The organism is Streptomyces koelreuteriae (assembly GCF_018604545.1).
GTDB classification, from domain to species: domain Bacteria; phylum Actinomycetota; class Actinomycetes; order Streptomycetales; family Streptomycetaceae; genus Streptomyces; species Streptomyces koelreuteriae.
The window spans coordinates 4,903,141-4,924,923 of record NZ_CP075896.1 but is presented as its reverse complement, the minus strand read 5'-3'; the positions used below and the strand labels follow the sequence as shown (position 1 = coordinate 4,924,923).

21 protein-coding genes are annotated in these 21,783 nt (G+C 69.9%); 9 read left to right on the top strand and 12 right to left on the bottom strand.

Features of this window, described 5'->3' with window-relative positions; translation table 11 throughout:
* Positions 1-145 precede the first annotated feature (145 nt).
* From KJK29_RS22355 to KJK29_RS22345, 3 genes are read left to right on the top strand one after another with little or no spacing between them, the layout of a single operon-like run.
* Positions 146-1,165, top strand: a complete 1,020-nt coding sequence (locus KJK29_RS22355; RefSeq protein ID WP_215120924.1) for an acyl-CoA desaturase — start codon at positions 146-148, stop codon at positions 1,163-1,165.
* On the top strand, positions 1,162-1,839 hold the full coding sequence (locus KJK29_RS22350) for a TetR/AcrR family transcriptional regulator (protein WP_215120923.1): 678 nt from the start codon (positions 1,162-1,164) through the stop codon (positions 1,837-1,839). The genes KJK29_RS22355 and KJK29_RS22350 overlap by 4 nt, the downstream gene beginning before the upstream one ends.
* Positions 1,840-1,880: 41 nt before the next feature.
* Positions 1,881-2,135: a type II toxin-antitoxin system Phd/YefM family antitoxin gene (locus tag KJK29_RS22345; protein ID WP_215120922.1), complete on the top strand. Its 255-nt coding sequence runs from the start codon at positions 1,881-1,883 to the stop codon at positions 2,133-2,135.
* Between the two features lie 182 nt (positions 2,136-2,317).
* On the opposite strand, the gene KJK29_RS22340 is transcribed toward KJK29_RS22345, so the two are convergent.
* Entirely contained in the window at positions 2,318-3,136 is an 819-nt protein-coding gene (locus tag KJK29_RS22340; RefSeq protein WP_215120921.1) for a trans-aconitate 2-methyltransferase, read from the bottom strand.
* A 158-nt stretch (positions 3,137-3,294) separates the two neighbouring features.
* Here KJK29_RS22340 and tamR point away from each other — a divergent pair, with 158 nt between their 5' ends.
* The gene (gene tamR / locus KJK29_RS22335; protein ID WP_215120920.1) at positions 3,295-3,792 is read left to right on the top strand and encodes a MarR family transcriptional regulator TamR; all 498 of its coding nucleotides are present in this window, start codon (positions 3,295-3,297) and stop codon (positions 3,790-3,792) included.
* Here tamR and KJK29_RS22330 read toward each other — a convergent pair.
* A complete protein-coding gene (locus KJK29_RS22330) occupies positions 3,751-4,518 on the bottom strand; it encodes a LuxR C-terminal-related transcriptional regulator (protein WP_215120919.1) in 768 nt (255 codons plus the stop codon). The genes tamR and KJK29_RS22330 overlap by 42 nt on opposite strands.
* A gap of 301 nt (positions 4,519-4,819) precedes the next feature.
* Here KJK29_RS22330 and KJK29_RS22325 point away from each other — a divergent pair, with 301 nt between their 5' ends.
* The 3 genes from KJK29_RS22325 to KJK29_RS22315 all read left to right on the top strand — a co-directional run bounded on the left by KJK29_RS22325 (position 4,820) and on the right by KJK29_RS22315 (position 7,034).
* Entirely contained in the window at positions 4,820-5,278 is a 459-nt protein-coding gene (locus tag KJK29_RS22325) for a GNAT family N-acetyltransferase (protein ID WP_215120918.1), read from the top strand.
* Between the two features lie 290 nt (positions 5,279-5,568).
* The gene (locus KJK29_RS22320; RefSeq protein ID WP_251057905.1) at positions 5,569-6,021 is read left to right on the top strand and encodes a hypothetical protein; all 453 of its coding nucleotides are present in this window, start codon (positions 5,569-5,571) and stop codon (positions 6,019-6,021) included.
* Positions 6,021-7,034, top strand: a complete 1,014-nt coding sequence (locus KJK29_RS22315; RefSeq protein WP_251058124.1) for a hypothetical protein — start codon at positions 6,021-6,023, stop codon at positions 7,032-7,034. The genes KJK29_RS22320 and KJK29_RS22315 overlap by 1 nt, the downstream gene beginning before the upstream one ends.
* 69 nt (positions 7,035-7,103) lie before the next feature.
* Here the strand turns inward: KJK29_RS22315 and galK are convergent, their stop codons facing one another.
* Genes galK through galT form a run of 3 tightly spaced genes read right to left on the bottom strand, consistent with a single transcriptional unit; the run spans position 7,104 to position 10,335 of the window.
* A complete protein-coding gene (gene galK / locus KJK29_RS22310) occupies positions 7,104-8,270 on the bottom strand; it encodes a galactokinase (RefSeq protein ID WP_215120916.1) in 1,167 nt (388 codons plus the stop codon).
* A gap of 44 nt (positions 8,271-8,314) precedes the next feature.
* Positions 8,315-9,277 (bottom strand): UDP-glucose 4-epimerase GalE, encoded by a 963-nt coding sequence (galE, locus tag KJK29_RS22305; protein ID WP_215120915.1) that lies wholly within the window; start codon positions 9,275-9,277, stop codon positions 8,315-8,317.
* Positions 9,274-10,335 carry a galactose-1-phosphate uridylyltransferase gene (gene galT, locus KJK29_RS22300; protein ID WP_215120914.1) on the bottom strand — a complete coding sequence of 354 codons (1,062 nt, stop codon included), beginning with the start codon at positions 10,333-10,335 and terminating at the stop codon, positions 9,274-9,276. Before galT ends, galE begins: the two co-directional genes overlap by 4 nt.
* 164 nt (positions 10,336-10,499) lie before the next feature.
* Between galT and KJK29_RS22295 the strand changes: the two genes are divergently transcribed.
* Both KJK29_RS22295 and KJK29_RS22290 read left to right on the top strand, forming a co-directional pair.
* Positions 10,500-12,179 (top strand): sodium:solute symporter family protein, encoded by a 1,680-nt coding sequence (locus KJK29_RS22295; protein ID WP_215120913.1) that lies wholly within the window; start codon positions 10,500-10,502, stop codon positions 12,177-12,179.
* Positions 12,180-12,198: 19 nt separating this feature from the next.
* Positions 12,199-12,504: a hypothetical protein gene (locus KJK29_RS22290; protein ID WP_215120912.1), complete on the top strand. Its 306-nt coding sequence runs from the start codon at positions 12,199-12,201 to the stop codon at positions 12,502-12,504.
* Between the two features lie 500 nt (positions 12,505-13,004).
* On the opposite strand, the gene KJK29_RS22285 is transcribed toward KJK29_RS22290, so the two are convergent.
* The 7 genes from KJK29_RS22285 to rsmA form a co-directional block, all read right to left on the bottom strand.
* Positions 13,005-13,685, bottom strand: coding sequence for a helix-turn-helix transcriptional regulator (locus KJK29_RS22285; protein WP_215120911.1), 681 nt, complete (start codon positions 13,683-13,685; stop codon positions 13,005-13,007).
* Between the two features lie 238 nt (positions 13,686-13,923).
* Complete coding sequence (locus KJK29_RS22280; RefSeq protein ID WP_215120910.1) at positions 13,924-15,756, bottom strand: outer membrane protein assembly factor BamB family protein; 1,833 nt, start codon at positions 15,754-15,756, stop codon at positions 13,924-13,926.
* Positions 15,757-15,820: 64 nt separating this feature from the next.
* Entirely contained in the window at positions 15,821-17,635 is a 1,815-nt protein-coding gene (locus tag KJK29_RS22275) for an outer membrane protein assembly factor BamB family protein (protein ID WP_215120909.1), read from the bottom strand.
* Positions 17,636-17,827: 192 nt separating this feature from the next.
* Positions 17,828-19,636: an ABC-F family ATP-binding cassette domain-containing protein gene (locus KJK29_RS22270; RefSeq protein WP_215120908.1), complete on the bottom strand. Its 1,809-nt coding sequence runs from the start codon at positions 19,634-19,636 to the stop codon at positions 17,828-17,830.
* Between the two features lie 71 nt (positions 19,637-19,707).
* Entirely contained in the window at positions 19,708-19,854 is a 147-nt protein-coding gene (locus KJK29_RS22265; protein WP_215120907.1) for a hypothetical protein, read from the bottom strand.
* 87 nt (positions 19,855-19,941) lie between these two features.
* Positions 19,942-20,841, bottom strand: coding sequence for a 4-(cytidine 5'-diphospho)-2-C-methyl-D-erythritol kinase (locus KJK29_RS22260; protein WP_215120906.1), 900 nt, complete (start codon positions 20,839-20,841; stop codon positions 19,942-19,944).
* Positions 20,838-21,725 carry a 16S rRNA (adenine(1518)-N(6)/adenine(1519)-N(6))-dimethyltransferase RsmA gene (gene rsmA, locus KJK29_RS22255; RefSeq protein ID WP_215120905.1) on the bottom strand — a complete coding sequence of 296 codons (888 nt, stop codon included), beginning with the start codon at positions 21,723-21,725 and terminating at the stop codon, positions 20,838-20,840. The genes KJK29_RS22260 and rsmA overlap by 4 nt, the downstream gene beginning before the upstream one ends.
* Positions 21,726-21,783 lie beyond the last annotated feature (58 nt).

Sequence of the window (21,783 nt, the reverse complement as noted above, 5' to 3'; positions counted from 1 at the left end):
GGACGCGCAGGCTCTCGGGCTCTTGCCGCCGGGCGGCGCACTGCCATACTTACGATGCCGTAGGTTACGGAACCGTAGGAAGCGCTGCGGAGTTCCCGTGATCCGGCACCTCCTTCACCCTCCTCATACCCCCCAGGGGACGCGTATGACCAGTAGTTCCGACGTGATCGAGGACGCCCACGAGGCACCCGGTCAGGCCACCGACTCCGCAGCCCCCTCCGCCACGCTGGGCGGCGAGCAGAAGCGGTCCATCGAGCAGATCACTCTCCTCCTCTTCATCGCCGTCCCGTTCCTCGCGCTGCTGGCGGCGGTGCCGCTGGCCTGGGGCTGGGGGGTGAGCTGGCTGGACATCGGTCTGCTGGTGTTCTTCTACTACCTGGGGTGCCACGGCATCACGATCGGCTTCCACCGCCACTTCACGCACGGTTCCTTCAAGGCCAAGCGGCCTTTGAAGATCGCGCTGGCCATCGCGGGCTCGATGGCGGTCGAGGGTCCCCTGGTCCGCTGGGTGGCCGATCACCGCAAGCACCACAAGTTCTCCGACGCGGAGGGTGACCCGCACTCGCCGTGGCGTTTCGGCGAGACCGTCCCGGCCCTGATGAAGGGCCTGTGGTGGGCGCACATCGGATGGATGTTCGACGAGGAGCAGACGCCGCAGGACAAGTACGCCCCGGACCTGATCAAGGACAAGACGCTCCGCGCGATCTCCCGCCAGTTCATCTTCTGGACGGCCCTGTCCCTGGCGCTCCCGCCGCTGATCGGCGGCCTGGTCACGATGTCCTGGTGGGGCGCCTTCACGGCGTTCTTCTGGGGTTCGCTCGTCCGGGTGGCCCTGTTGCACCATGTGACCTGGTCGATCAACTCGATCTGCCACGCGGTCGGCAAGCGCCCCTTCAAGTCGCGCGACCGTTCGGGCAACGTGTGGTGGCTGGCGGTGCTGTCCTGCGGCGAGTCCTGGCACAACCTGCACCACGCCGACCCCACCTCGGCGCGGCACGGGGTGATGCGCGGCCAGCTGGATTCCTCCGCGCGGCTGATCCGCTGGTTCGAGATGGCCGGCTGGGCGTACGACGTGCGCTGGCCGTCACGCTCGCGTATCGATTCGCGCCGTAACGACGGGGAAGGCGGCTCCCGGCGCGGGAAGGAGCCCGTCGAGGCGGCATGATGGTCGCTGTGGCGACCGACTCGAGCAGCACCCCCAGCAATGACAAGCCGCGGCGAGCGCGTCGCACGCGGATGACCGGTGCCGAGCGCCGCCAACAGCTGCTGGAGATCGGTCGCACGCTCTTCGCGGCGAAGGGGTTCGAGGGCACGTCGGTGGAGGAGATCGCGGCGAAGGCCGGGGTCTCCAAGCCGGTGGTGTACGAGCACTTCGGCGGCAAGGAGGGGCTGTACGCGGTGGTCGTGGACCGCGAGATGCGGTGTCTGCTGGACATGGTGACGAGTTCCCTCACGGCCGGTCACCCCCGCGAACTGTGCGAGCAGGCGGCCTTCGCCCTCCTCGACTACATCGAGGAGTACACGGACGGCTTCCGCATCCTGGTCCGGGACTCCCCCATCCCCCAGTCGACGGGCTCCTTCGCCTCCCTGATCTCGGACATCGCCACCCAGGTCGAGGACATCCTCGGCAAGGAGTTCAAGAGCCGCGGCTTCGATTCCAAGCTGGCCCCGCTGTACGCCCAGGCCCTGGTCGGCATGGTCGCCCTGACCGGCCAGTGGTGGCTGGACGTCCGCAAGCCGAAGAAGGCCGAGGTGGCCGCGCACCTGGTGAATCTGGCCTGGCACGGCCTGGACGGGCTGGAGCCGAAGCCGCACTTGATAGGGCGCCGCAAGAGCTGAGACAAGCACCCGCACCACTGATCTTGCGCCATCATGTGCGCATGACTGAGATCACGATCAGCTCCGCCCGGTCCCAGCTCGGCGACCTGGTCCGGCGCGCGGCCCTCAGCCGCGAGACCATCGCCATCACCGACCACGGCCATGTGGCCGCGCTGCTCGTGTCTCCCCAGGTGATCGAGGATCTCGAAGACGCTCTCGCCGTCGCCGACTACCAGCGGCGCAGGGCGGAGGGGACGCTCGGTCCGGGCATCCCCATGGACGAGGTCCGCAAGCTGCTGGGGCTCGACAAGAAGTGACCTACGAGATGATCTTCGAGCCGGCCGCACGCCCTCGACGCTGCGGCGCGGTTCCTCAAGAAAAATCCTCGCGGCCTCGCCGTCATCCTGGACAGGATCGACCAGTTCGCCCATGACCCTCGTCCGGCGGGCACGGTCCCTTACGGGTCACCCACCTCGGCCGCACCACCTGAACCGCCGCTTCACCCCCGTTTCCGTGCCACCGCGAAAACCCGGCGGAACGGAAACGGGGTGCCGTGCGGCCCCTCCGGATAGGCCTCGCGCAGGGCGGCACGGTACTCGGTGACGAAGCCTTCCCGCCCCTCGGGATCATCGCCGAGAGCCGTGAGCACGGGCCGCAGGCCGGTCCCCTTCACCCAGTCCAGCACCGGGTCCTCGCCCTGGAGCAGATGGACGTACGTCGTCTCCCACACGTCGGCGGTGCAGCCGAGGGTGGTGAGGTGCTCCAGGTAGGCCTCGGGGGTGAGCACGGCGTCGGCGTGGCGCAGGGTGTCGGAGAGACGGTCGCGCCAGCGCGGGGAGTCGGCGAGTTCGCGCATGAGCCGGTGGCTGGGGGCGTCGAAGTTCCCAGGCACCTGGAAGGCGAAGGTGCCGGACGGTTTCAGCCCGGCCACCCAGTCGGCGAACCGCTCGACATGCCCCGGCACCCACTGCAGCGTCGCGTTGCTGACGATCAGGTCGTACGGCTCGGCCGGCGCCCAGGTGCGCACGTCGGCGTGCGCGAAGTCGAGGCGCCCCCCGCCCTCGGTGGGGCCCTGGTGATCGACGTGGGCCTTGTCGAGCATCTCGGGCGAGTTGTCGTAGCCGGTGATCCGGGCGGTGGGCCAGCGATCGGCCAGGAACCGCGTGACGTTGCCGGGGCCGCAGCCGAGGTCGGCGATACGGGGTGCGCCGCCGGGCAGCTCGGGGACACGGGCGAGGAGATCGGCGAAGGGGCGGGCGCGGTGGCCGGCGTGACGGAGGTACTGGGCGGGGTCCCAGGTGGGGACGGCAGCGGGCATGAACTCCTCCGGATGTCCTGGTGGGTGACGGACGGGTGAGTGGTGGGTGACCGTCGGGGATGCGGGATGCACACCCACCGTGACAGCCTAAATATCTCGACGTCAAGAAAATGGACGTCAAGAGACTCTACGTCGACACAACCACTACACTGATCGCCATGGAGGACGAGGTCGACCGGCTGGTCGCAGCATGGCGCCGGGAGCGCCCGGACCTCGACGTGGAACCGCTCGAGGTGCTCAGCCGTGTGAGCAGACTGGCCCGGCATCTGGACCGGGCGCGTCGACTGGCCTTCTCGGAGCACGGACTGGAGCCGTGGGAGTTCGACGTCCTGACAGCCCTGCGCCGCGCGGGCACGCCGTATCAGCTCTCGCCGGGGCAGCTCCTCACCCAGACCCTGGTCACATCGGGCACGATGACGAACCGCATCGACCGCCTGGCCAAGAAGGACCTGGTGGAACGCCTCCCCGACCCCAGCGACCGCCGCGGCGTCCTGGTCCGGCTGACGGACGAGGGCAGGGACCGCGCGGACCAGGCCCTGGCGGGACTGCTGGACCAGGAGCGCGCGATCCTCGCGGAGCTCTCCCGGGCCCAGCGCGGCGAACTGGCGGGGCTGCTACGCCAGCTGACCGCCCCGTTCGACAACATCCCCGGCTAGGTCGACGGGCCCGACCCCGGCCCGCCGGGCCAGGGCGACGGCGGCGAGCGTGGAGTGCACGCCCAGCTTGCCCAGCACGTTCTGCATATGGGTCCGCACGGTGTGCGGCGACAGATACAGCCGCTCGGCGACGGCCTTCCGGCCCAGCCCGGCGACCATGCACCGCAGCACTTCCCGCTCCCGCGGCGTCAGCGACTCGACCAGCCGCTCGCTCTCGGTGCGGTGCTTGCGGGCGGCGGTCAGCTCCCGCAGTACGCCGGTCAGCAGGGCGGGCGGCAGATGCGTCTCGTCGCGCAGCACCCCGCGGATGACGGTCAGCAGCCGGGACAGCGAACAGTCCTTGGCCACCCACCCGGAGGCCCCGGCCTGCAGCGCCAGGGCGGCCCGCCGCGGATCGTCCTTCTCGGCGAGCACGACGATCCGTACGTTCGGCTGCGCGGAGCGTACGCCCGTGACGAGGGAGATCCCGTCGACGAGCCCGTCCTCGTTGCCCTCCTGCACCGGCACGGCCGACCGTATGCCCGGCACCATGCCGCCCAGGTCGGCGTCCACGAGCAGCACGTCGAAGCGCCGGCCCTCGGCCACCGCCCGCTCCAGGCTGCGCAGCGCGGCGGGACCGCTGCCGGCCGCGGAGACGTCGACATCGGGCTCGGCGGCCAGGGCCGCGGCGAGCGACTCGGCGAAGATGCGATGGTCGTCGACGACCAGGACTCGGATGCGAACCACGTAACCCCCTCCCCCAGGCTCCGAAGAGCAGGGGATTCCCCATCGTCGGAACACGACACCGCACGGGTACGACGCCGGAGTGCCCAGCCGCTGCGTCCGTTCGTCCGTCTCGCAGCAGCCCGACCGGGTCGCCGCAGCCGCACGGCCGCCGCCGTGCAGAAACCGCTACCCCCACTCCGGGCGTCGTACCCGGCTGTCTCGCCCCCTGATCGGCACCGGCCCCCACCGGTGCTGTTCATCAGGGTACGGGCGGGGGCCGGGAGCGGAAGGTTATTTGCAGAACTGACTGTCCAGCGCGTTTATGGTGTGCCGCATGTTCCGTCTTGAGACAGAAGTCGACAAGGCCCGACGTGATCTGCTCCGCACGCGCCTGCGGGAAGCGAACACAAACGCCTCTCCGATCCTGCGAGCCCTGCACGGAACCCCGGACGAAAGGGACGTCCCGTTGCACGTGTGGGCTGTGAACGACTCCGACGACACCCTCGCCGGCGGCCTCGTCGGCTACACCTGGGCGACCTGGCTCCACGTCAACTACCTCTGGGTCGACGCACCCCACCGCGGCACGGGCCTCGGCGCGGCCCTGCTCCGAGAGGCGGAACGCATCGCCGCCCAGGACCGCGGCTGCGTCTCCTCCCGCCTGGAGACCTGGGACTTCCAGGCCCCGCGCTTCTACGAGAAGCAGGGGTACGAGGCGGTGTGCGTGATCCCCGACTATCCGCCGGGGATCACGGAGTACTTGCTGACGAAGAGGCTGGGCTGACGACCTGGTTGCCGTCGCGGTCCGGCCCCTCGATAGCGTGGGTGCGCTTGAGTTGTCCCCCCACATCAACATCAACGGGAGCACCAGTGAACCGCCCCGCTCGGCTTGTGACGGCCGCGCTCACCGCATCCGCGGCCTTGCTGCTGACCGCCTGTGGCTCGGGGGGAGGTGACGAGTCGTCCTCGGACAAGATCGCGGGAGCGGACTCGGCTGGGAAGTCGTCTGCTTCGCCGTCGGTGTCCGCGTCGGCGGACGGGATCGATCGACCGGAGATCAAGCTGCCCTCGGACATGAAGCTGGAATTCGAGGGGCGGCAGACCGGGGATGCCGCGAAGGACGCGATTCTGGCGGACAACGAGCGGGCTGTCAGCACCGTATGGCAGGCAGTGGCCTCCGGTGATCTGAAGAAGTCGGGTATGGCCTTCTACTACACGGACACCGCGCTGAGGGCCGTCTACGACTACGCGAAGAACAACAACGCCAACAAGACGAGCTGGGCCGGCACCCTCCGCTACTTCGACCGCCAGGTAACGGTGTTCGACAAGACGTCTGCAGCGGTGACGTACTGCACGGACGAGAGCAACGCGAACGTCAAGGACCTCAAGACCGACAAGGTGAACGTGGTCGAGACCTCGCCCGAGAGCTACGTCTACTACAACACCGGCGTCAAGAAGAACAAGGACGGCGTCTGGCAGATCTGGCAGCTCCACGAGGACCGCGGTTCCAAGAGGTGCCAGCCGTGATGCGAGGCCTGGGACTCGCGGCGCTGACCACCGCAGCACTCTGCCTCGGGGTGGGCACGGCTGTCGCCGGAGGGATCGGCAGCAATGGAGCCCAGAAACCGAAGACGTCCGGCGACTCCTCGGGACGACTGCTGCAGTCACGTATCAGCTTCAACGTGAAAGGCCAAGCCCCCTCCAAGGACGGCGGCCCCATCGCGTCCACTGCCGTGGACTGGGAACCACCGGCCTGCTGGTACGAGCCTTACTGGAAGGCCAAGGACTTCAAGACCTACACCGAGGCCAACTGGTCGATCTACGAGTCCGCCGGTGGTGCGCCCAAGGGCATCGCGGACGACAAGGCTCGCTACAAGGGGGGCCATCCCTACGAAGACTTCAACGTCGACAAGAACGACAAGGGCATGTGGTGGGTGGCCGTCACCAACCCGAAGATGAAGGATGCCCCTGGCGCCAACGACTGCAGGCGCAAGCCCTTCTGGGTGGACAACGGCAAGAACCCCGGCGTCCCCCAGGCCATCGACACCGAGACGCTCGCCGGGCTCGCGCATCAGCGGACCGTCGTACCTCCGACCAAGGTCTCGCTGGCCCCGCAAGGCAAGTCGACGGTGAACGCGCCCACCTGGATCTGGCTGGACAAGGGCGCCTTCAAGCCGGTCTCCGTGACGGCGAGTCTGCCCGGTACGGGGCTGTGGGCGACCACGACCGCCAAGCCGGTGAGTCTGCACATCGATCCGGGGACGGAGGACGCGGAGAGTCTGCCGGCGTCCGGGGAGTGCGGGATCAACGACGACGGTTCGATCGGTGAGCCGTACGCCAGGGGCAAGGCGGAGCTGACGCCTCCGTGCGGCGTGCGGTACCTGCGGTCGTCCGGAGACGGCTCCTACCCCCTTGAGGCGACGCTCACCTGGGAGATCTCCTGGGAAGGCTCGGGCGGCACGGGCGGCGATCTGCCCAACGGCACATTCGCCACGACCACCCAGGTGCCGGTCCAGGAGTACCAGGCCGTCAACCGCTGAAGTCCCGAAAGAGAACGAGTCGGGCGCCCTTCCTCGCTGAGGTAAGGGCGCCCGATCTTCGTGAAGAGGTCAGCGCAGGCGGCGGGCGCCTGCCGATGGGACCGCTTCGAAGACGCGTGGTGTCGTGAAGCCCGCCGCGGCGAACGCTTCCGTCACCGCCTTGGTGATGGCGTCGACGTCCGTCTCCTCCGTGAGGACGATCGCCGAGCCGCCGAAGCCGCCGCCGGTCATGCGGGCGCCCAGGGCGCCGGAGGCGAGGGCCGTGTCGACGACCAGGTCGAGTTCGGGGCAGGAGATGCGGAAGTCGTCGCGGAGGGAGGCGTGGCCCTCGACCAGGATCGGGGCGATGGCGCGGGTGTCGTCGCCCGATTCCAGCAGCGACACCACCCGTTCGACGCGCTCGTTCTCCGTGACGATGTGGCGGACCAGGCGCCGGACCTCCTCCTCGTCGCCGAGGCGGGACAGCGCCGCGTCCAGATCGCCGTAAGGGACGTCCCGGAGCGCGTTCACGCCCAGCAGCGCCGCGCCCTTCTCGCAGCCCGCGCGGCGCTTGCCGTACTCGCCCTCGCTGTGGGAGTGCTTGACCTGCGTGTCGACGACGAGGAGGCGCAGGCCCTCGGCCGCCAGGTCGAAGGGGATCTGCTTCTGGGAGAGGTCGCGGGTGTCGAGGAACAGGGCGTGGCCGGCCTCGCAGCAGGCGGATGCCGTCTGGTCCATGATGCCGACCGGGGCACCGACGTAGACGTTCTCCGCGCGCTGGCACAGGCGGGCCAGTTGCCAGCCGCGCAGGCCGAGCGAGAAGAGGTCGTTCAGGGCCAGGGCCACCACGACCTCCAGGGCCGCGGAGGAGGAGAGGCCCGCGCCCGAGGGGACCGTCGAGGAGAGGTGGATGTCCGCGCCCGAGACCGCGTGGCCGGCCTCGCGCAGGGCCCAGACCACGCCCGCCGGGTACGCCGTCCAGTTCTTGTCCGACTCCGGGGACAGGTCGTCCAGACGGAGTTCGGCGACCCCGCCCTCGACGTCCGCCGAGTGCAGGCGCAGGACGCCGTCCTCGCGGCGTGACACCGCCGCCACCGCGATGTGCGGCAGGGCGAACGGCATGACGAAGCCGTCGTTGTAGTCGGTGTGCTCGCCGATGAGGTTGACGCGGCCCGGTGCCGCCCATACCCCGTGCGGCTCCGCGCCGTACAGCTCGCCGAACCGTGCGGCCACCGTCTCCGCCACAGCCTCGCTCATGCCTGACCCCTGACCCTTCCGTACCTTCGGTCCTGCCGGACCTGCTAGTTGCCGCGCCGCTGCGCGAAGTCCCACGCGTCCGCGACGATTCCCGCGAGGTCCGCGCGGGACGGGTTCCAGCCCAGCTTCTCGCGGGCCGTGGCGGCCGAGGCCACCAGGACCGCCGGGTCGCCGCCCCGGCGGGGGGCGACCACTTCGGGGATCGGGTGGCCGGTGACGGTGCGGACCGTCTCGATGACCTCGCGGACCGAGAAGCCGTTGCCGTTGCCGAGGTTGCAGATGAGGTGCTCGCCGGGGGTGGCGGACCGCAACGCCAGCAGGTGGGCCTCCGCGAGGTCCGCGACGTGGATGTAGTCGCGTACGCAGGTGCCGTCCGGCGTCGGGTAGTCGTCGCCGAAGACGGAGATCGCCTCGCGCCGGCCCTGCGCGACCTGGAGGACGAGCGGGATCAGGTGGGACTCGGGGTCATGGCGCTCGCCGTGCTCGCCGTAGGCGCCCGCGACGTTGAAGTAGCGCAGCGAGACCGCGCCCAGGCCGTGTGCCGCGGCCTCGCCGGTGATCATGTGGTCGACGGCCAGCTTCGAGGCGCCGTAGGGGTTGGTCGGGGAGGTGGGGGCGGACTCGACGATCGGGACCTGCTCCGGCTCGCCGTACGTCGCCGCCGTGGAGGAGAAGACGAGCCTGGTCACGCCCGCCTCGCGCATCGCGGCGAGCAGGGCCATGGTGCCGCCGACGTTGTTGTCCCAGTACTTCTCGGGCTTCACGACCGACTCGCCGACCTGGGAGAAGGCGGCGAAGTGCAGGACACCGTCGTACGAGGAGTCCAGCCATTTGGCGGCGTCGCGGATGTCGCCCTCGACGAAGGTCGCGCCCGCCGGGACGCCCTCACGGAAGCCCGTGGAGAGGTTGTCGAGGACGACGACCTCGTGGCCGGCCTCCAGCAGGTGCTGGGCGACCACGCTGCCGACATAGCCCGCGCCGCCTGTCACCAGGTACTTCCCGCTCATGAACTCGCTACCTCTCGCAGTCGCTCGGCCGCGCGCTCCGGCGGCACGTCGTTGATGAACACGTTCATGCCGGACTCGGAACCCGCGAGGAACTTCAGCTTGCCGGAAGTGCGGCGGATGGTGAAAAGCTCGAGGTGGAGTGCGAAGTCCTCACGCACGACCCCGTCGAACTCCTCCAGCGCACCGAAAGGTGCCTGGTGCCAGGCCGCGATATACGGCGTCGGAGGCTCGCCCTCACCGAAGATCCGGTCGAAGCGCCTCAAGAGTTCCAGATAAATCTTGGGGAACTCTGTGCGCGCGGCCTCGTCCAGGCCGAGCAGGTCGGGCACCCGGCGCTTGGGGTAGAGGTGCACCTCGTACGGCCAGTGCGCCGCATAGGGCACGAATGCCACCCAGTGTTCACCCTCCAGGATGACTCGCTCGTCGGCGAGTTCACGCTCCAGGATCGCGTCGAAGAGGTTCTCCCCGCCCGTCATCTCCTTGTGGGTCGCGACGGAGCGGAGCATCAGGGCGGTGCGCGGGGTGGTGAAGGGGTAGGCGTAGATCTGCCCGTGCGGGTGCTGGAGGGTCACGCCGATCTCGGCACCGCGGTTCTCGAAGCAGAAGACCTGCTCGACGGAGGGGAGATGGGACAGCTCCGACGTACGGTCCGTCCACGCCTCCAGCACCAGGCCCGCCTGCTCCTCGGTGAGGCCGGCGAAGGAGACGTCGTGGTCGGAGGTGAAGCAGACGACCTCGCAGCGGCCCGAGTCCCCGGCCAGCGAGGGGAAGCGGTTCTCGAACACCACGACGTCGTACGACGAGTCCGGGATCTCGCTCAGCCGCTCGCCCTCGGAGGGGCACAGGGGGCATTCGTCGGCCGGCGGGTGGTAGGTGCGGCCCTGGCGGTGCGAGGCGATGGCGACGGAGTCGCCGAGCAGGGGGTCGCGGCGGACCTCGGACGTCGTGACGGTGCGGTCCAGCGGGCGGCGGTCGGCCGCGTCGCGCACGGCGTCGTCGCGCAGGTCGTAGTAGATGAGCTCGCGACCGTCGGCCAGCCGGGTCGAGGTCTTCTTCACGCCGGACTCCTCATCCTTCAAACATAACCAAACATATCAAAACACAACTCACCACGACCGTCAACATCGCAATCAAACAAAGAGCGTCACTCGGCGTGTTCAATTGCTGAACGCGGAGGCGTAGATTCCGCGAGGTATCGGTTCGCGCAACGAAGCGAGGGCTAGTGCAAACCCCCACATATCTGTCAGCCGAGCTGCGACTCCCCACGAACTGGCTCGACTACACGCTCCTCGGCATCTACTTCGTCGTCGTCCTCGGCATCGGCTTCGCCGCCCGCCGTTCGGTGAAGACGAGTCTCGACTTCTTCCTCTCCGGCCGCTCCCTGCCCGCCTGGGTCACCGGTCTGGCGTTCATCGCCGCCAACCTGGGCGCCACCGAGATCCTGGGCATGGCCGCCAACAGCGCGCAGTACGGCGTCTACACCACGCACTGGTACTGGATCGGCGCCATCCCGGCCATGGTCTTCCTGGGCCTGGTGATGATGCCCTTCTACTACGGCTCCAAGGTCCGCTCGGTCCCCGAGTTCCTGCTGCTGCGCTTCGACAGGCCGGCGCATCTGCTCAGCTCGATCCTGTTCGCCTTCGCCGCGATCCTCATCGCCGGCGTCAACCTCTACGCCCTGGCCATCGTCGTCGAGGCGCTGCTGGGCTGGCCGGAGTGGGTGGCGATCGTCGTCGCCGGCTTCTTCGTCCTCGCGTACATCACCCTCGGCGGCCTGTCCTCGGCGATCTACAACGAGGTCCTGCAGTTCTTCGTCATCCTCGCCGCGCTCATCCCGATCGCGGTCCTCGGCCTGAAGAAGGTGGGCGGCTGGGACGGCCTGTCCGACTCCCTCACCGCCTCCCGCGGCGCCGACTTCATGACGTCGTGGGGCGGTACGGGCATCGGCAGCGAGAACCCGCTGGGAGCGAACTGGCTGACGATCGTCCTCGGCCTCGGCTTCGTCCTCTCCTTCGGCTACTGGACGACGAACTTCGCCGAGGTACAGCGCGCCCTCTCCGCCAAGAACCTCTCGGCGGCGCAGCGCACCCCGCTCATCGCCGCGTTCCCGAAGATCTTCATCGTGTTCCTGGTGATGATCCCGGGCCTGGTGGCCGCCGTGCTGGTCCCCAAGATCGGCACGTCCGGCTCGGACCTCCAGTACAACGACGCGATCCCCTACCTCATGGCGCAGCTCCTGCCGAACGGCGTGCTGGGCATCGCCGTCACCGGTCTCCTCGCGGCGTTCATGGCGGGCATGGCGGCGAACGTGTCGTCGTTCAACACGGTGTTCACCACCGACATCTGGGCGAAGTACGTCGTCCGGGGCCGCGAGGACGAGTACTACGTACGCTTCGGCCGCCTCATCACCGCGATCGGCGTCCTGGCCTCCATCGGCACGGCGTTCCTGGCGAGGTCCTTCTCGAACATCATGGCCTACCTGCAGACCCTCTTCTCCTTCTTCAACGTGCCGATGTTCGTCGTCTTCATCATCGGCATGTTCTGGAAGCGGGCCTCGATGAAGTCGGGCTTCTGGGGGCTGCTCGTGGGCACCACCGCCGCGATGGTCAACTACTTCGTCCTCTACAAGCAGGACATCGTCGACATCCCCACCGACCAGGGCGCCAACTTCGTCTCGGCGATCGCCGGGTTCGTCGCGGGCGCGATCGTCATGGTGGCGGTGTCGCTCTTCACCGCGCCGAAGCCGTCCGAGGAACTCCAGGGGCTGGTCTACGGCACGACCTCACCCGGCATGGCCGAGCCGCCGGCACCCGGGGACGAGGCCTGGTACCGCAAGCCGGCGCTGCTCGGCTGGGGCGCGATCGTGCTGGCCGCGGCCTGCTACATCCCGTTCTCGTTCTGACCGAGGGAGGATTGAAGACATGTCTGAGTTCTACTCCGACAAGGACGTACAGCGGGAAGTCACCGAGCTGCAAGGCAAGTCGGCGACGGCCGCTCGGCTGTTCGACATCCGGCGCATCATCGGTGGGTTGTTCGTGCTGTACGGCGTGATCGTGATGATCGCGGGGTTCACGGCGTCCGACGCCGACATCGACAAGGCGGAGGGCGTCAACATCAACCTGTGGACCGGGCTCGGCATGCTGCTGCTCGGCCTGTTCTTCCTGGCCTGGCTGAAGCTGAGGCCTGCGGCGCCTCCGCCGCCGAGGGAAGAGGAGACAGTGGAGTAACCCGGCGATGTCGGGTGCTCGGCGCCGGCGCGGGTGCCGGTGCCGGGTGGGTCCGCAACCCGGCGGAGCGGGGTACCGCTGCGCCCACCCGTGCCGCCCCGAGCGGCACGCATGCCCGCAGCTAGGGCGGCGAGTGCGGGCCCGCGCGGCGGCCTGCGGCGGCCAGGGCGGATGCGGCGCCCGCGGCTGGCGGCTGGCGGCTGGCGGCTGGCGGCTGGCGGCTGGCGGCTGGCGGCTGGCGGCTGGCGGCTGGCGGCTGGCGGCTGGCGGCTGGCGGCTGGCGGCTGGCGGCTGGCGGCTGGCGGGAGCGGAACGACGCGCTCGCATCCGCGTACGGCGAGAAGGGGACGTGTCGGGGGGTGTCCGCCCGCAGCGGTTGGCGCGTCAACGGACAGTCAGTCGGTGTGGCACCCCATCGCGCCGTTCCGAGGACGGACACCCCCCGGCGCGGCCCCGACCCACCACCGGCGACCAGGCGCGGACGCGCACCCCCACCGCACTCACGGCTCCCGCGGCACCGGTCCCGCCCTGTCCAGCAGTCCCGTTCGTGCTGCCAACGCCGCTGCCTCCAGGCGGGAGCCCACGCCCAGTTTCATCAGGACTCGTTGGACGTGGGTGCGGGCGGTGGAGGGGGCAATGCCCATGCCTGCGGCGATGAGGCGGGTGTCCTCGCCCTCGGCCACGCGCAGGAGGACCTCGACCTCGCGGGGTGTGAGCATCTGGAGCAACCGCTGGCCCTCGTCGTCGGGTTGGGCCACCGGGTTCAGCAGTTCGCTGAAGGCGCCCTGGAGCAGTTGCGGGGCCACCGCCGCCTCTCCGGCCCGGGCCTTCATGATCGCCCGTTCGACGCCCTCTATGCGCTCGTCATGCCGGACGTACCCGGCCGCCCCCGCCGCGAACGCCGCCGCGATCCCGCGCGGACTCGGCACCGGCCCCAGCACCAGCACCGCCACCTGCGGCCGCTCCCGCTTGATCCGTACCACCGGATCGAAGATCCCCGGCTCCGCCGGTGTCGCCGTCCCCAGCAGGCACACCTCCGGCGCGCGTGTGATCACCAGCTCCGCCGCCCCCGCGGCCGGCGCCGCCGCGGCAAGCACCCGGTGCCCCCGCAGCTTCAGCGCAGAGGCCAGCGCCTCGGCCAGCAATCGGTGGTCGTCGACCACCATGAGCCGCACTCCCATCGAGCAACCCCCCAGTCACCCCAGTCCCCCCAATGGAAGCCCCCCGGCTCCCCCGCCTTCATGCCCCCGGAAGCTACACGCTTGTTCGACGTTGCGCTCCCCTACCCGCGAGAATCGCCCCGGATCGCCGAAATTCCTCTCATTCGAGGTTGACTGAGCCAAACGCGAACGGTCCCGCCCCTGAACAGGGACGGGACCGAAAGCAACCTCAGTCGATCACCAGATGATCATCGGACGATCAGCTCGTACCGAACCCGACCGCCAGGTACTCCTTGTCACCCGAGGAAGAGCGCTTGCTCGCGTACACCTTGGACATGAACAGATGCCCGTCGGCGTACAGGAGCTCCGAGTAGTCCGGCGACATACTGGCCTCCACGTCGCGCACCTGCTCCGACGCGGGGTTCTCCAGCAGCTTCGTCTCCTTGAAGCTGCCCCCGTCGATGCTCACGATCTGCCCGCCCTTGTCGTACGGCGGCCGCTTGTAGGCGATCAGGTTGCCGCCGTCCATGCGCAGCGGCGAGATCGTGTAGCCGTCGCCCGCGTCGGCCCGCTGCCCGGTCTGCTTGCCGGTGGCGAGATTGAAGGCGACGATCTCGTTGGTCTGGCTGTACTCGCCCTTGCCGTCGTGCTCCTCGGTCGGGATGTACAGCCGGTCGTTGCCGACGGCGAGCTGATTGCAGTACTCGATGCGCGTGATGCCCTCGCAGCGCGCCGCGAACTGCTCGCCCGGCGCCGAGATGCGCGTGCGCAGCTTGCCGGTCCTGTTGTCGATGGAGAAGAAGTCCGAGATGCCGCTGCCGTCGCCCGCGGAGTCGCCGACGTCGGCGGCCACCACCAGCGGGTTGGTCGACACGACGCTGGCGTACTCGATGCCCTCGGCCATCTTGTACTCCGAGATCACCTTCCCCGACTTCGGGTCGATGGTCTGGATGTGCAGCTGCCGCTGCTCGTACGAACCGCACTTGCGCACCGCGACCAGCTTCTCGCCGCCGCCGTACCCGGCGTCGTAGCAGGAGTCGCTCGGCTTAGGGCTCCACAGCGGCTTGCCGGAGATGTCGAAGGCGGCGCCGCCGCTGCTGCTGCCGACGGCGACCGTCTTGCCGCCGATCGTGACGTTGTCGAAACTGATCAGCTGGTCACCGGTCTTGGCCGTCTTCGTCCACAGCTTCTTGCCCGCGTCGAGATCGATCAGGGCGACCTGGCTGCACCCGTGCGAGGGGTCGTCCTTGGTCGGCATCGCGGGCTGGTAGAGGATCGCCGTCTTGTTGTCGTCGGTGACATGACGGCTGGCCTGGCAGACGGGGCCCTCCAGCGGGATCGTCCACTGCTTGCCGCCCGTGTCGCGGTCGTAGCCGACGATCTTGGCGATGCCGCTCTTGGCGTACGTCTTGTCGGTGAGCCACGAGCCGGAGACGACGACCGTGCTGTCGTTCTTCACCTCGGGCGCCGGGACCTGGAAGAGGACCTTGGCGCCGGGGTCGGACGGGGCCTTCTCCTTGCCGGAGGTGGTGCCGCCGTTGTCGTCGTCCGAGCCGCCGGTGCTGCCGCCGGAGCTGGCGGTGTCGTCCTTCCCCCCGTCGTCCTTGGACGAGGAGTACCAGACGCCGCCGCCGATGATCAGGGCGATCGCCACGACCGCGGCGACGATGATCGCCAGCTGCGCGTTGAACTTCTTGCCGCCGCCGGGCTGTCCCGGATGCCCCGGCTGTCCCGGGTGCCCGGGCTGCGGCTGGAGCGGCATGGTCCCCTGCGGATAGCCGTAACCGGGCTGCCCGTATCCAGGCTGACCGTAGCCCGGCTGGCCATAAGGCGCCTGCGGTGGCTGGCCCGGCTGCCCATAAGGCGCCTGCGGCGGCTGCCCGTACGCCCCCGGCTGCTGGGCGGGATAGCCGTAGCCGGGCGGCGGCGACGGCGGCTGCGGCGGCCCCTGCGGAGCGCCCTGCGGCGGCTGCGGTGGCGTCTGGGGAGCCTGCGGATAGCCGTACCCCGGCTGCGGCGGCTGGTCCTGGGGCGGTCCGAAGCCTCCGCCGGACGGCGGCTGCTGGGGCGGCGGAGGCGGCGGCTGGGTCATGACGTGAGCACCTCGGGGAGGGGGAGGGTAGACGACGAAGAGGGGACGGAGAAGGGAAGAAGAGTCACTTGCCGTAGGCGAGCATCAACTTCTCCTTCGTCTCGTCGTTTCCGCTCAGTCGGGTGTTCGAGATGTAGAAGCGCCCGCCGGCCCAGTCGATGTCCCTGGAGAAGAAGCCGTTCTCGATGTCCGCGGCGCCCTGCGGGTTCTGCAGCAGCTTGACCGGCTTGTGGCTGCTGCCGCCGGTCGGGATGGACACGATCTGGCCGCCCGAGTCGTACGAGGGCTCGACGTAGGCGATGAGCTTGCCGCCCTCGACCTTCATCGGCAGCATCGACTCGTCGGCGGGGGACTTCACCCGCCACTTCTCCTTGCCGTTCGCGAGGTCGACCGCGACGATCTCGTTGGCGCCGGTGGTCGCCTCGGTCGGCAGGTAGAGCGTGGAGTCGTCGACGGCGACGCCCTGGCAGCCCTGGAGGTCACGCTCGAGGATGGCCCAGCCGCACTCGGGCGCGAAGTCCTCGTCGAAGCCCACCTGCGAGCGGAACTTTCCGCCGGCGGTGAAGGCGGAGATGTTCCAGGACTTCTTCTCCTCGTTGGTGCTGTAGACGACCAGCGGACTCACGGAGTAGACGCGTGCGACGCGCCAGCCCTTGTCGAACTTCTGGGTCCAGTCGACCTTGCCGGTGCGCGGGTTGAGCTGCTGCACCTCGTCGTGCTCGTTGTCGCCGCCCGCGCCGCAGGAGGAGACGGAGATCAGCTTCTCGCCGCCCGCGAACGCGGCGGGGAAGCAGGCCTGGCCGTAGCGCTTCTTGTCGAAGAGCTTGTCGCCGTTGGTGACGTCGTACGCCGTGCCCGACTGGGAGCGGCCCACCATCAGCGTGGTGCCGGTGACGGACAGTTCGACGGAGAGCGTGGAGTCGAACAGGGCGCCGTCGGCGACCTCCTGCTTCCAGCCCTTCTCGCCGCTGTCGAGGTCGATCTCCTGGAGCTGGTTGCACTTGGCGCGGTCGCTGCTGCCGCTCATGTACGCGACGACGATCTTGTTCTCGGCCGTCTTCTCCGGAGTGGTCGCGCAGATCTTCTGCGGGAACGTGATCGTGTCCCACGTCGGCTTGCCGTCGCCGACGTTGTACGAGAAGAGCTGCTTGTACGCCGCCTTCACCGCGGTCTTGTCGGTGATCCACATGCCGTCGGCGTCGGCGCCGGAACGGGGCGCGTCGGGCGCCTCCTTGTACCAGAGGACCTTGGCCTCGCCGGCCTGGCGGCCCTCGTTGAGGTTCTCCGGGTCGTCGCCGCCGTCGCCCTTGCCGTCACCGGGGTTGACCGGGTCGGAGGCGCCGGACTTGCCGTTGCTCTGCTGGGCGACCGGCTTCTTCTTGCCCTTGCCGTCGTCGCCCGAGGTGACCGCCCACATGGTGCCGCCGACCACGAGCAGCGCGGCGACCGCGGCGCCGATGATCAGGGCCGGCTTGCCCTTGAAGGGGTTGCCCGAGCCGCCCCCGGGCGGGGTGCCGGGCGCACCGGGGTACTGCGGCTGCGGCGGGTAGCCGTAGCCGGGCTGGCCGTAGGGGCCCGGCTGCTGGGGCTGGCCGTACGGTCCCGGCTGCTGCGGCTGGCCGTAGGGGCCGGAGTTGTACGGGCCCGGCCGGCCGTACGGCCCGGGCTGTCCGGGCTGCTGCGGGTAGCCGTACCCCGGCTGCGGAGGCGGGCCCTGCGGAGGCGGCGTCGACGGCGGGCCCTGCGGGGGCGGCGGCGTCTGGGGCGGGCCCTGGGGTGGTGGCGGGGTCTGCGGTGCCCCGTAGCCACCGCCCTGTGGCGGCTGGTCCTGCGGTGCGCCGAAGCCACCGTGCGGCGGCTGACTGGGCGGCTGCGTCATCAGCGGTTCCCCCGTTCGATCACTGATTTTTAGCCACGCCCTGAGGTACGCGATGAGCTCAGAGTCGTTTCATAAAGTTCTAAGACGGCTCTTTCTATCACCCCGTTCCCACAGCGGACCGGGCCGTATCGCCCCCTGTTCCCAAGGGAGGACCGGCCCGTGATGCCGCCGTTATGCGTCTTCACGCACCCTTCACGCGTCCTCGGCGAGTTCCAGCCAGCGCAGCTCCAGTTCCTCGCGCTGACCCGCCAACTCGCGCAGTTCGGCGTCCAGTTCAGCCACCTTCGCGAAGTCCGTGGCGTTTTCGGCGATTTGGGTGTGGAGCTTGGCCTCCTTCTCGGAGACCTTGTCGAGCTGCCGCTCGATCTTCTGCAGTTCCTTCTTGGCGGCGCGCTGGTCGGCGGCGCTCTTCTCCGGGGCGGCGCTCTGCTGCACGGCGGCGGGGGCCGAGGCGGCCGCGGCCTCCTCCATGCGCCGGCGCCGCTCCAGGTACTCGTCGATGCCGCGCGGCAGCATCCGCAGGGCGCCGTCGCCGAGCAGGGCGAACACCCGGTCGGTGGTGCGCTCGATGAAGAACCGGTCGTGGGAGATGACGATCATCGAGCCGGGCCAGCCGTCGAGCACGTCCTCGAGCTGCGTCAGCGTCTCGATGTCGAGGTCGTTGGTGGGCTCGTCGAGGAAGAGGACGTTGGGCTCGTCCATGAGGAGGCGCAGCAGTTGCAGCCTGCGGCGCTCACCGCCGGACAGGTCGCCGACCGGCGTCCACTGCTTCTCCTTGGTGAAGCCGAACGTCTCGCACAGCTGCCCGGCGGTCATCTCGCGCCCCTTGCCGAGGTCGACGCGCTCGCGCACCTGCTGCACGGCCTCCAGCACCCGCGTGCTCGGCTCGAGTTCGGCGACCTCCTGGGAGAGGTAGGCGAGCTTGACGGTCTTGCCGACCTTGACCTGCCCGCCCACGGGCTGCGCCTCGCCGTCGGTCCGGGACGCCTCGGCCATGGCCCGCAGCAGGGAGGTCTTCCCGGCGCCGTTGACTCCGACGAGACCGATCCGGTCGCCGGGGCCGAGCTGCCAGGTGACGTGCTTGAGGAGGACCTTGGGGCCGGCCTGGACGGTGACGTCCTCCAGGTCGAACACGGTCTTGCCGAGCCGGGTGGACGCGAACTTCATCAGCTCGCTGCTGTCGCGGGGCGGCGGTACGTCCTTGATGAGCTCGTTGGCGGCCTCGACCCGGAAGCGCGGCTTGGACGTACGGGCGGGCGCCCCGCGCCGCAGCCAGGCCAGCTCCTTGCGGACGAGGTTCTGCCGCTTGACCTCCTCGGTGGCGGCGATGCGCTCGCGCTCGGCCCGGGCGAAGACGTAGTCGGAGTAGCCGCCCTCGTACTCGTAGACCGCGCCGCGCTGGACGTCCCACATGCGGGTGCAGACCTGGTCGAGGAACCAGCGGTCGTGGGTGACGCACACGAGGGCGGACCGGCGGACCTGGAGGTGGCGGGCCAGCCAGGAGATGCCCTCGACGTCGAGGTGGTTGGTGGGCTCGTCGAGGACGAGCAGGTCCTGCTCCTCGATGAGCAGCTTGGCCAGCGCGATACGGCGCCGCTCACCGCCGGACAGCGGTCCGATGACGGTGTCCAGGCCCGCGGGGAACCCGGGCAGGTCGAGCCCGCCGAACAGGCCGGTCAGCACGTCCCTGACCTTGGCGTCGCCCGCCCACTCGTGGTCGGCCATGTCGCCGATGACCTCGTGGCGGACGGTCGCCTCGGGGTCGAGCGAGTCGTGCTGCGTGAGCACGCCGCTGCGCAGTCCGCCGGAGTGCGTGACGCGCCCGGTGTCGGCATCCTCCTGCTTGGCGAGCATCCGGATCAGGGTGGTCTTGCCGTCGCCGTTGCGGCCGACGACACCGATGCGGTCCCCTTCGGAGACGCCGAGGGAGACGCCGTCGAGCAGGGCGCGGGTGCCGTACACCTTGCTGACGTTCTCGACATTGACCAGGTTGACGGCCATTACTCTCCTGACAAGGGGGATGGATCGACCCTCCAGGGTAGTCGGGCGCGGGGGTGCTCCGGCCGGGGCGGTCAGCGGCCGTCGGCGGCTTCCCGGCGGCGCTGGTAGCGCCACACGTCCATCAGCCTCTCGTCGAACGGCGGCTCCGGATCGACGGGGCCGATCCTGTGCTCGACCTCCACGCAGCGCGGATCGTCGCGGTACGCCAGCCCGGACACGGCACAGATGCGGATCGACTGCCGTGTGCTCCCCCGTTTTCGACAACCGGGGGAGCTTAAGCGGCCGGGAACGGCCCGGGCAGGCGATTAGAGCCCGGCGAGCGTCGCCCCGGGGGTCGGGCCCGAGGCCGTTCGGACGGTTCGGCAGGTGCCGGAGGAGACCAGGGCCTGCGCCACCGCGGCCGCGGACTCCGGGTCGCGGACGAGGAACGCGGTGGTCGGGCCGGAGCCGGAGACCAGGGCGGCGAGGGCGCCCGCGGCGCGGCCGGTGGCGAGGGTGTCGGCGAGGTCCGGGTAGAGGGACAGGGCGGCGGGCTGGAGGTCGTTGGAGACGGCCGCGGCGAGCGCGTCCGGGTCGCCCTTCGCCAGGGCCGCGAGGAGTTCCTGGGAGGCGACGGGCTCGGGGATGTCCGTGCCCTCGCCGAGCCGGTCGAACTCGCGGAACACGGCCGGGGTGGACAGGCCCCGCTCGGCCATCGCGAACACCCAGTGGAAGGCGCCGCCGACCTCCAGGGGGGTCAGCTGTTCGCCCCGCCCGACGCCGAGGGCGGCCCCGCCGACCAGGCTGAACGGCACGTCGCTGCCCAGCTCGGCGCAGATGTCGAGCAGTTCGTCCCGGGAGGCGCCCGTCTCCCACAGCGCGTCGCAGGCGACCAGCGCGGCGGCGCCGTCCGCGCTGCCGCCCGCCATGCCGCCGGCGACGGGGATGTCCTTGGCGATGTGGAGGTGGACGTCGGGGCTGCGGCCGTAGCGGGCCGCGAGCGCCTCGGCCGCCCGCGCGGCCAGGTTCGTACGGTCCAGGGGGACCAGGTCCGCGTCCGGGCCCTCGCAGGTGACGCGGAGTTCCTCGGCCGGGGTCACGGTGACCTCGTCGTACAGGCTGACGGCGAGGAAGACGTTGGCCAGGGGGTGGAAGCCGTCGGGGCGGGCTGGGCCCACCGCCAGCTGGACGTTGACCTTGGCGGGGACACGGACCGTGACGCTCACACGGGCTCCTTCTCCTGGTGCTGGTTCACCTTGTGCTCGGCGATACGCGCGAACTCTTCCACGGTCAGCGACTCGCCCCGGGCCTGCGGGGAGACCCCGGCGGCGACGAGGGCCGCCTCGGCCGCGGCGGCGGAACCGGCCCAGCCGGCCAGCGCGGCCCGCAGCGTCTTGCGGCGCTGGGCGAACGCCGCGTCGACGACGGCGAACACCTCCTTCTTGGAGGCCGTCGTCTTGATCGGCTCGGTCCGGCGGACCAGGGCGACCAGACCGCTGTCGACGTTGGGCGCCGGCCAGAAGACGTTCCGCCCGATGGCACCGGCCCGCTTGACCTCGGCGTACCAGTTGGCCTTCACGGAGGGGACGCCGTACACCTTCGAGCCGGGGTCGGCGGCGAGGCGGTCGGCGACCTCCGACTGGACCATGACGAGGGTGCGGTCGATGGTCGGGAAGGTGGCGAGCATGTGCAGCAGGACCGGGACGGCCACGTTGTAGGGCAGGTTGGCGACCAGCGCGGTCGGGGCGGGGCCCGGCAGCTCCGTGACGTGCATCGCGTCGGAGTGGACGAGCGCGAACCGGTCGGCGCGCTCCGGCATACGGGCCGTGATGGTCGCGGGCAGCGCGGCGGCGAGGACGTCGTCGATCTCGACGGCCGTGACGTGGTCGGCGGCCTCCAGCAGCGCGAGGGTGAGGGAACCGAGGCCCGGGCCCACCTCTACGACCACGTCCTCGGGGGTCACCTGTGCGGTGCGGACGATACGGCGGACGGTGTTCGCGTCGATCACGAAGTTCTGGCCGCGTTGCTTGGTGGGGCGTACGCCGAGGGCGGTCGCGAGTTCGCGGATGTCGGCGGGGCCGAGGAGGGCGTCGGGGGCGGGGCTGGTCACGGGGACAAGGGTACGGGGGGTTCGAACGCGGCCACGCCGGGCGGCCGCCGGGCGACCG

Coding starts and splice junctions, on each gene's coding strand:
- galK (WP_215120916.1), bottom strand. CDS start 8,270: ATGAGCGAGGCTGTGGCGGAGACGGTGGCCGCACGGTTCGGCGAGCTG.
- KJK29_RS22275 (WP_215120909.1), bottom strand. CDS start 17,635: ATGACGCAGCCGCCCAGTCAGCCGCCGCACGGTGGCTTCGGCGCACCG.
- KJK29_RS22350 (WP_215120923.1), top strand. CDS start 1,162: ATGATGGTCGCTGTGGCGACCGACTCGAGCAGCACCCCCAGCAATGAC.
- KJK29_RS22280 (WP_215120910.1), bottom strand. CDS start 15,756: ATGACCCAGCCGCCGCCTCCGCCGCCCCAGCAGCCGCCGTCCGGCGGA.
- galE (WP_215120915.1), bottom strand. CDS start 9,277: ATGAGCGGGAAGTACCTGGTGACAGGCGGCGCGGGCTATGTCGGCAGC.
- KJK29_RS22340 (WP_215120921.1), bottom strand. CDS start 3,136: ATGCCCGCTGCCGTCCCCACCTGGGACCCCGCCCAGTACCTCCGTCAC.
- KJK29_RS22355 (WP_215120924.1), top strand. CDS start 146: ATGACCAGTAGTTCCGACGTGATCGAGGACGCCCACGAGGCACCCGGT.
- KJK29_RS22290 (WP_215120912.1), top strand. CDS start 12,199: ATGTCTGAGTTCTACTCCGACAAGGACGTACAGCGGGAAGTCACCGAG.
- KJK29_RS22315 (WP_251058124.1), top strand. CDS start 6,021: ATGCGAGGCCTGGGACTCGCGGCGCTGACCACCGCAGCACTCTGCCTC.
- KJK29_RS22270 (WP_215120908.1), bottom strand. CDS start 19,636: ATGGCCGTCAACCTGGTCAATGTCGAGAACGTCAGCAAGGTGTACGGC.
- KJK29_RS22320 (WP_251057905.1), top strand. CDS start 5,569: ATGAAGCTGGAATTCGAGGGGCGGCAGACCGGGGATGCCGCGAAGGAC.
- KJK29_RS22325 (WP_215120918.1), top strand. CDS start 4,820: ATGGTGTGCCGCATGTTCCGTCTTGAGACAGAAGTCGACAAGGCCCGA.
- tamR (WP_215120920.1), top strand. CDS start 3,295: ATGGAGGACGAGGTCGACCGGCTGGTCGCAGCATGGCGCCGGGAGCGC.
- KJK29_RS22345 (WP_215120922.1), top strand. CDS start 1,881: ATGACTGAGATCACGATCAGCTCCGCCCGGTCCCAGCTCGGCGACCTG.
- KJK29_RS22285 (WP_215120911.1), bottom strand. CDS start 13,685: ATGGGAGTGCGGCTCATGGTGGTCGACGACCACCGATTGCTGGCCGAG.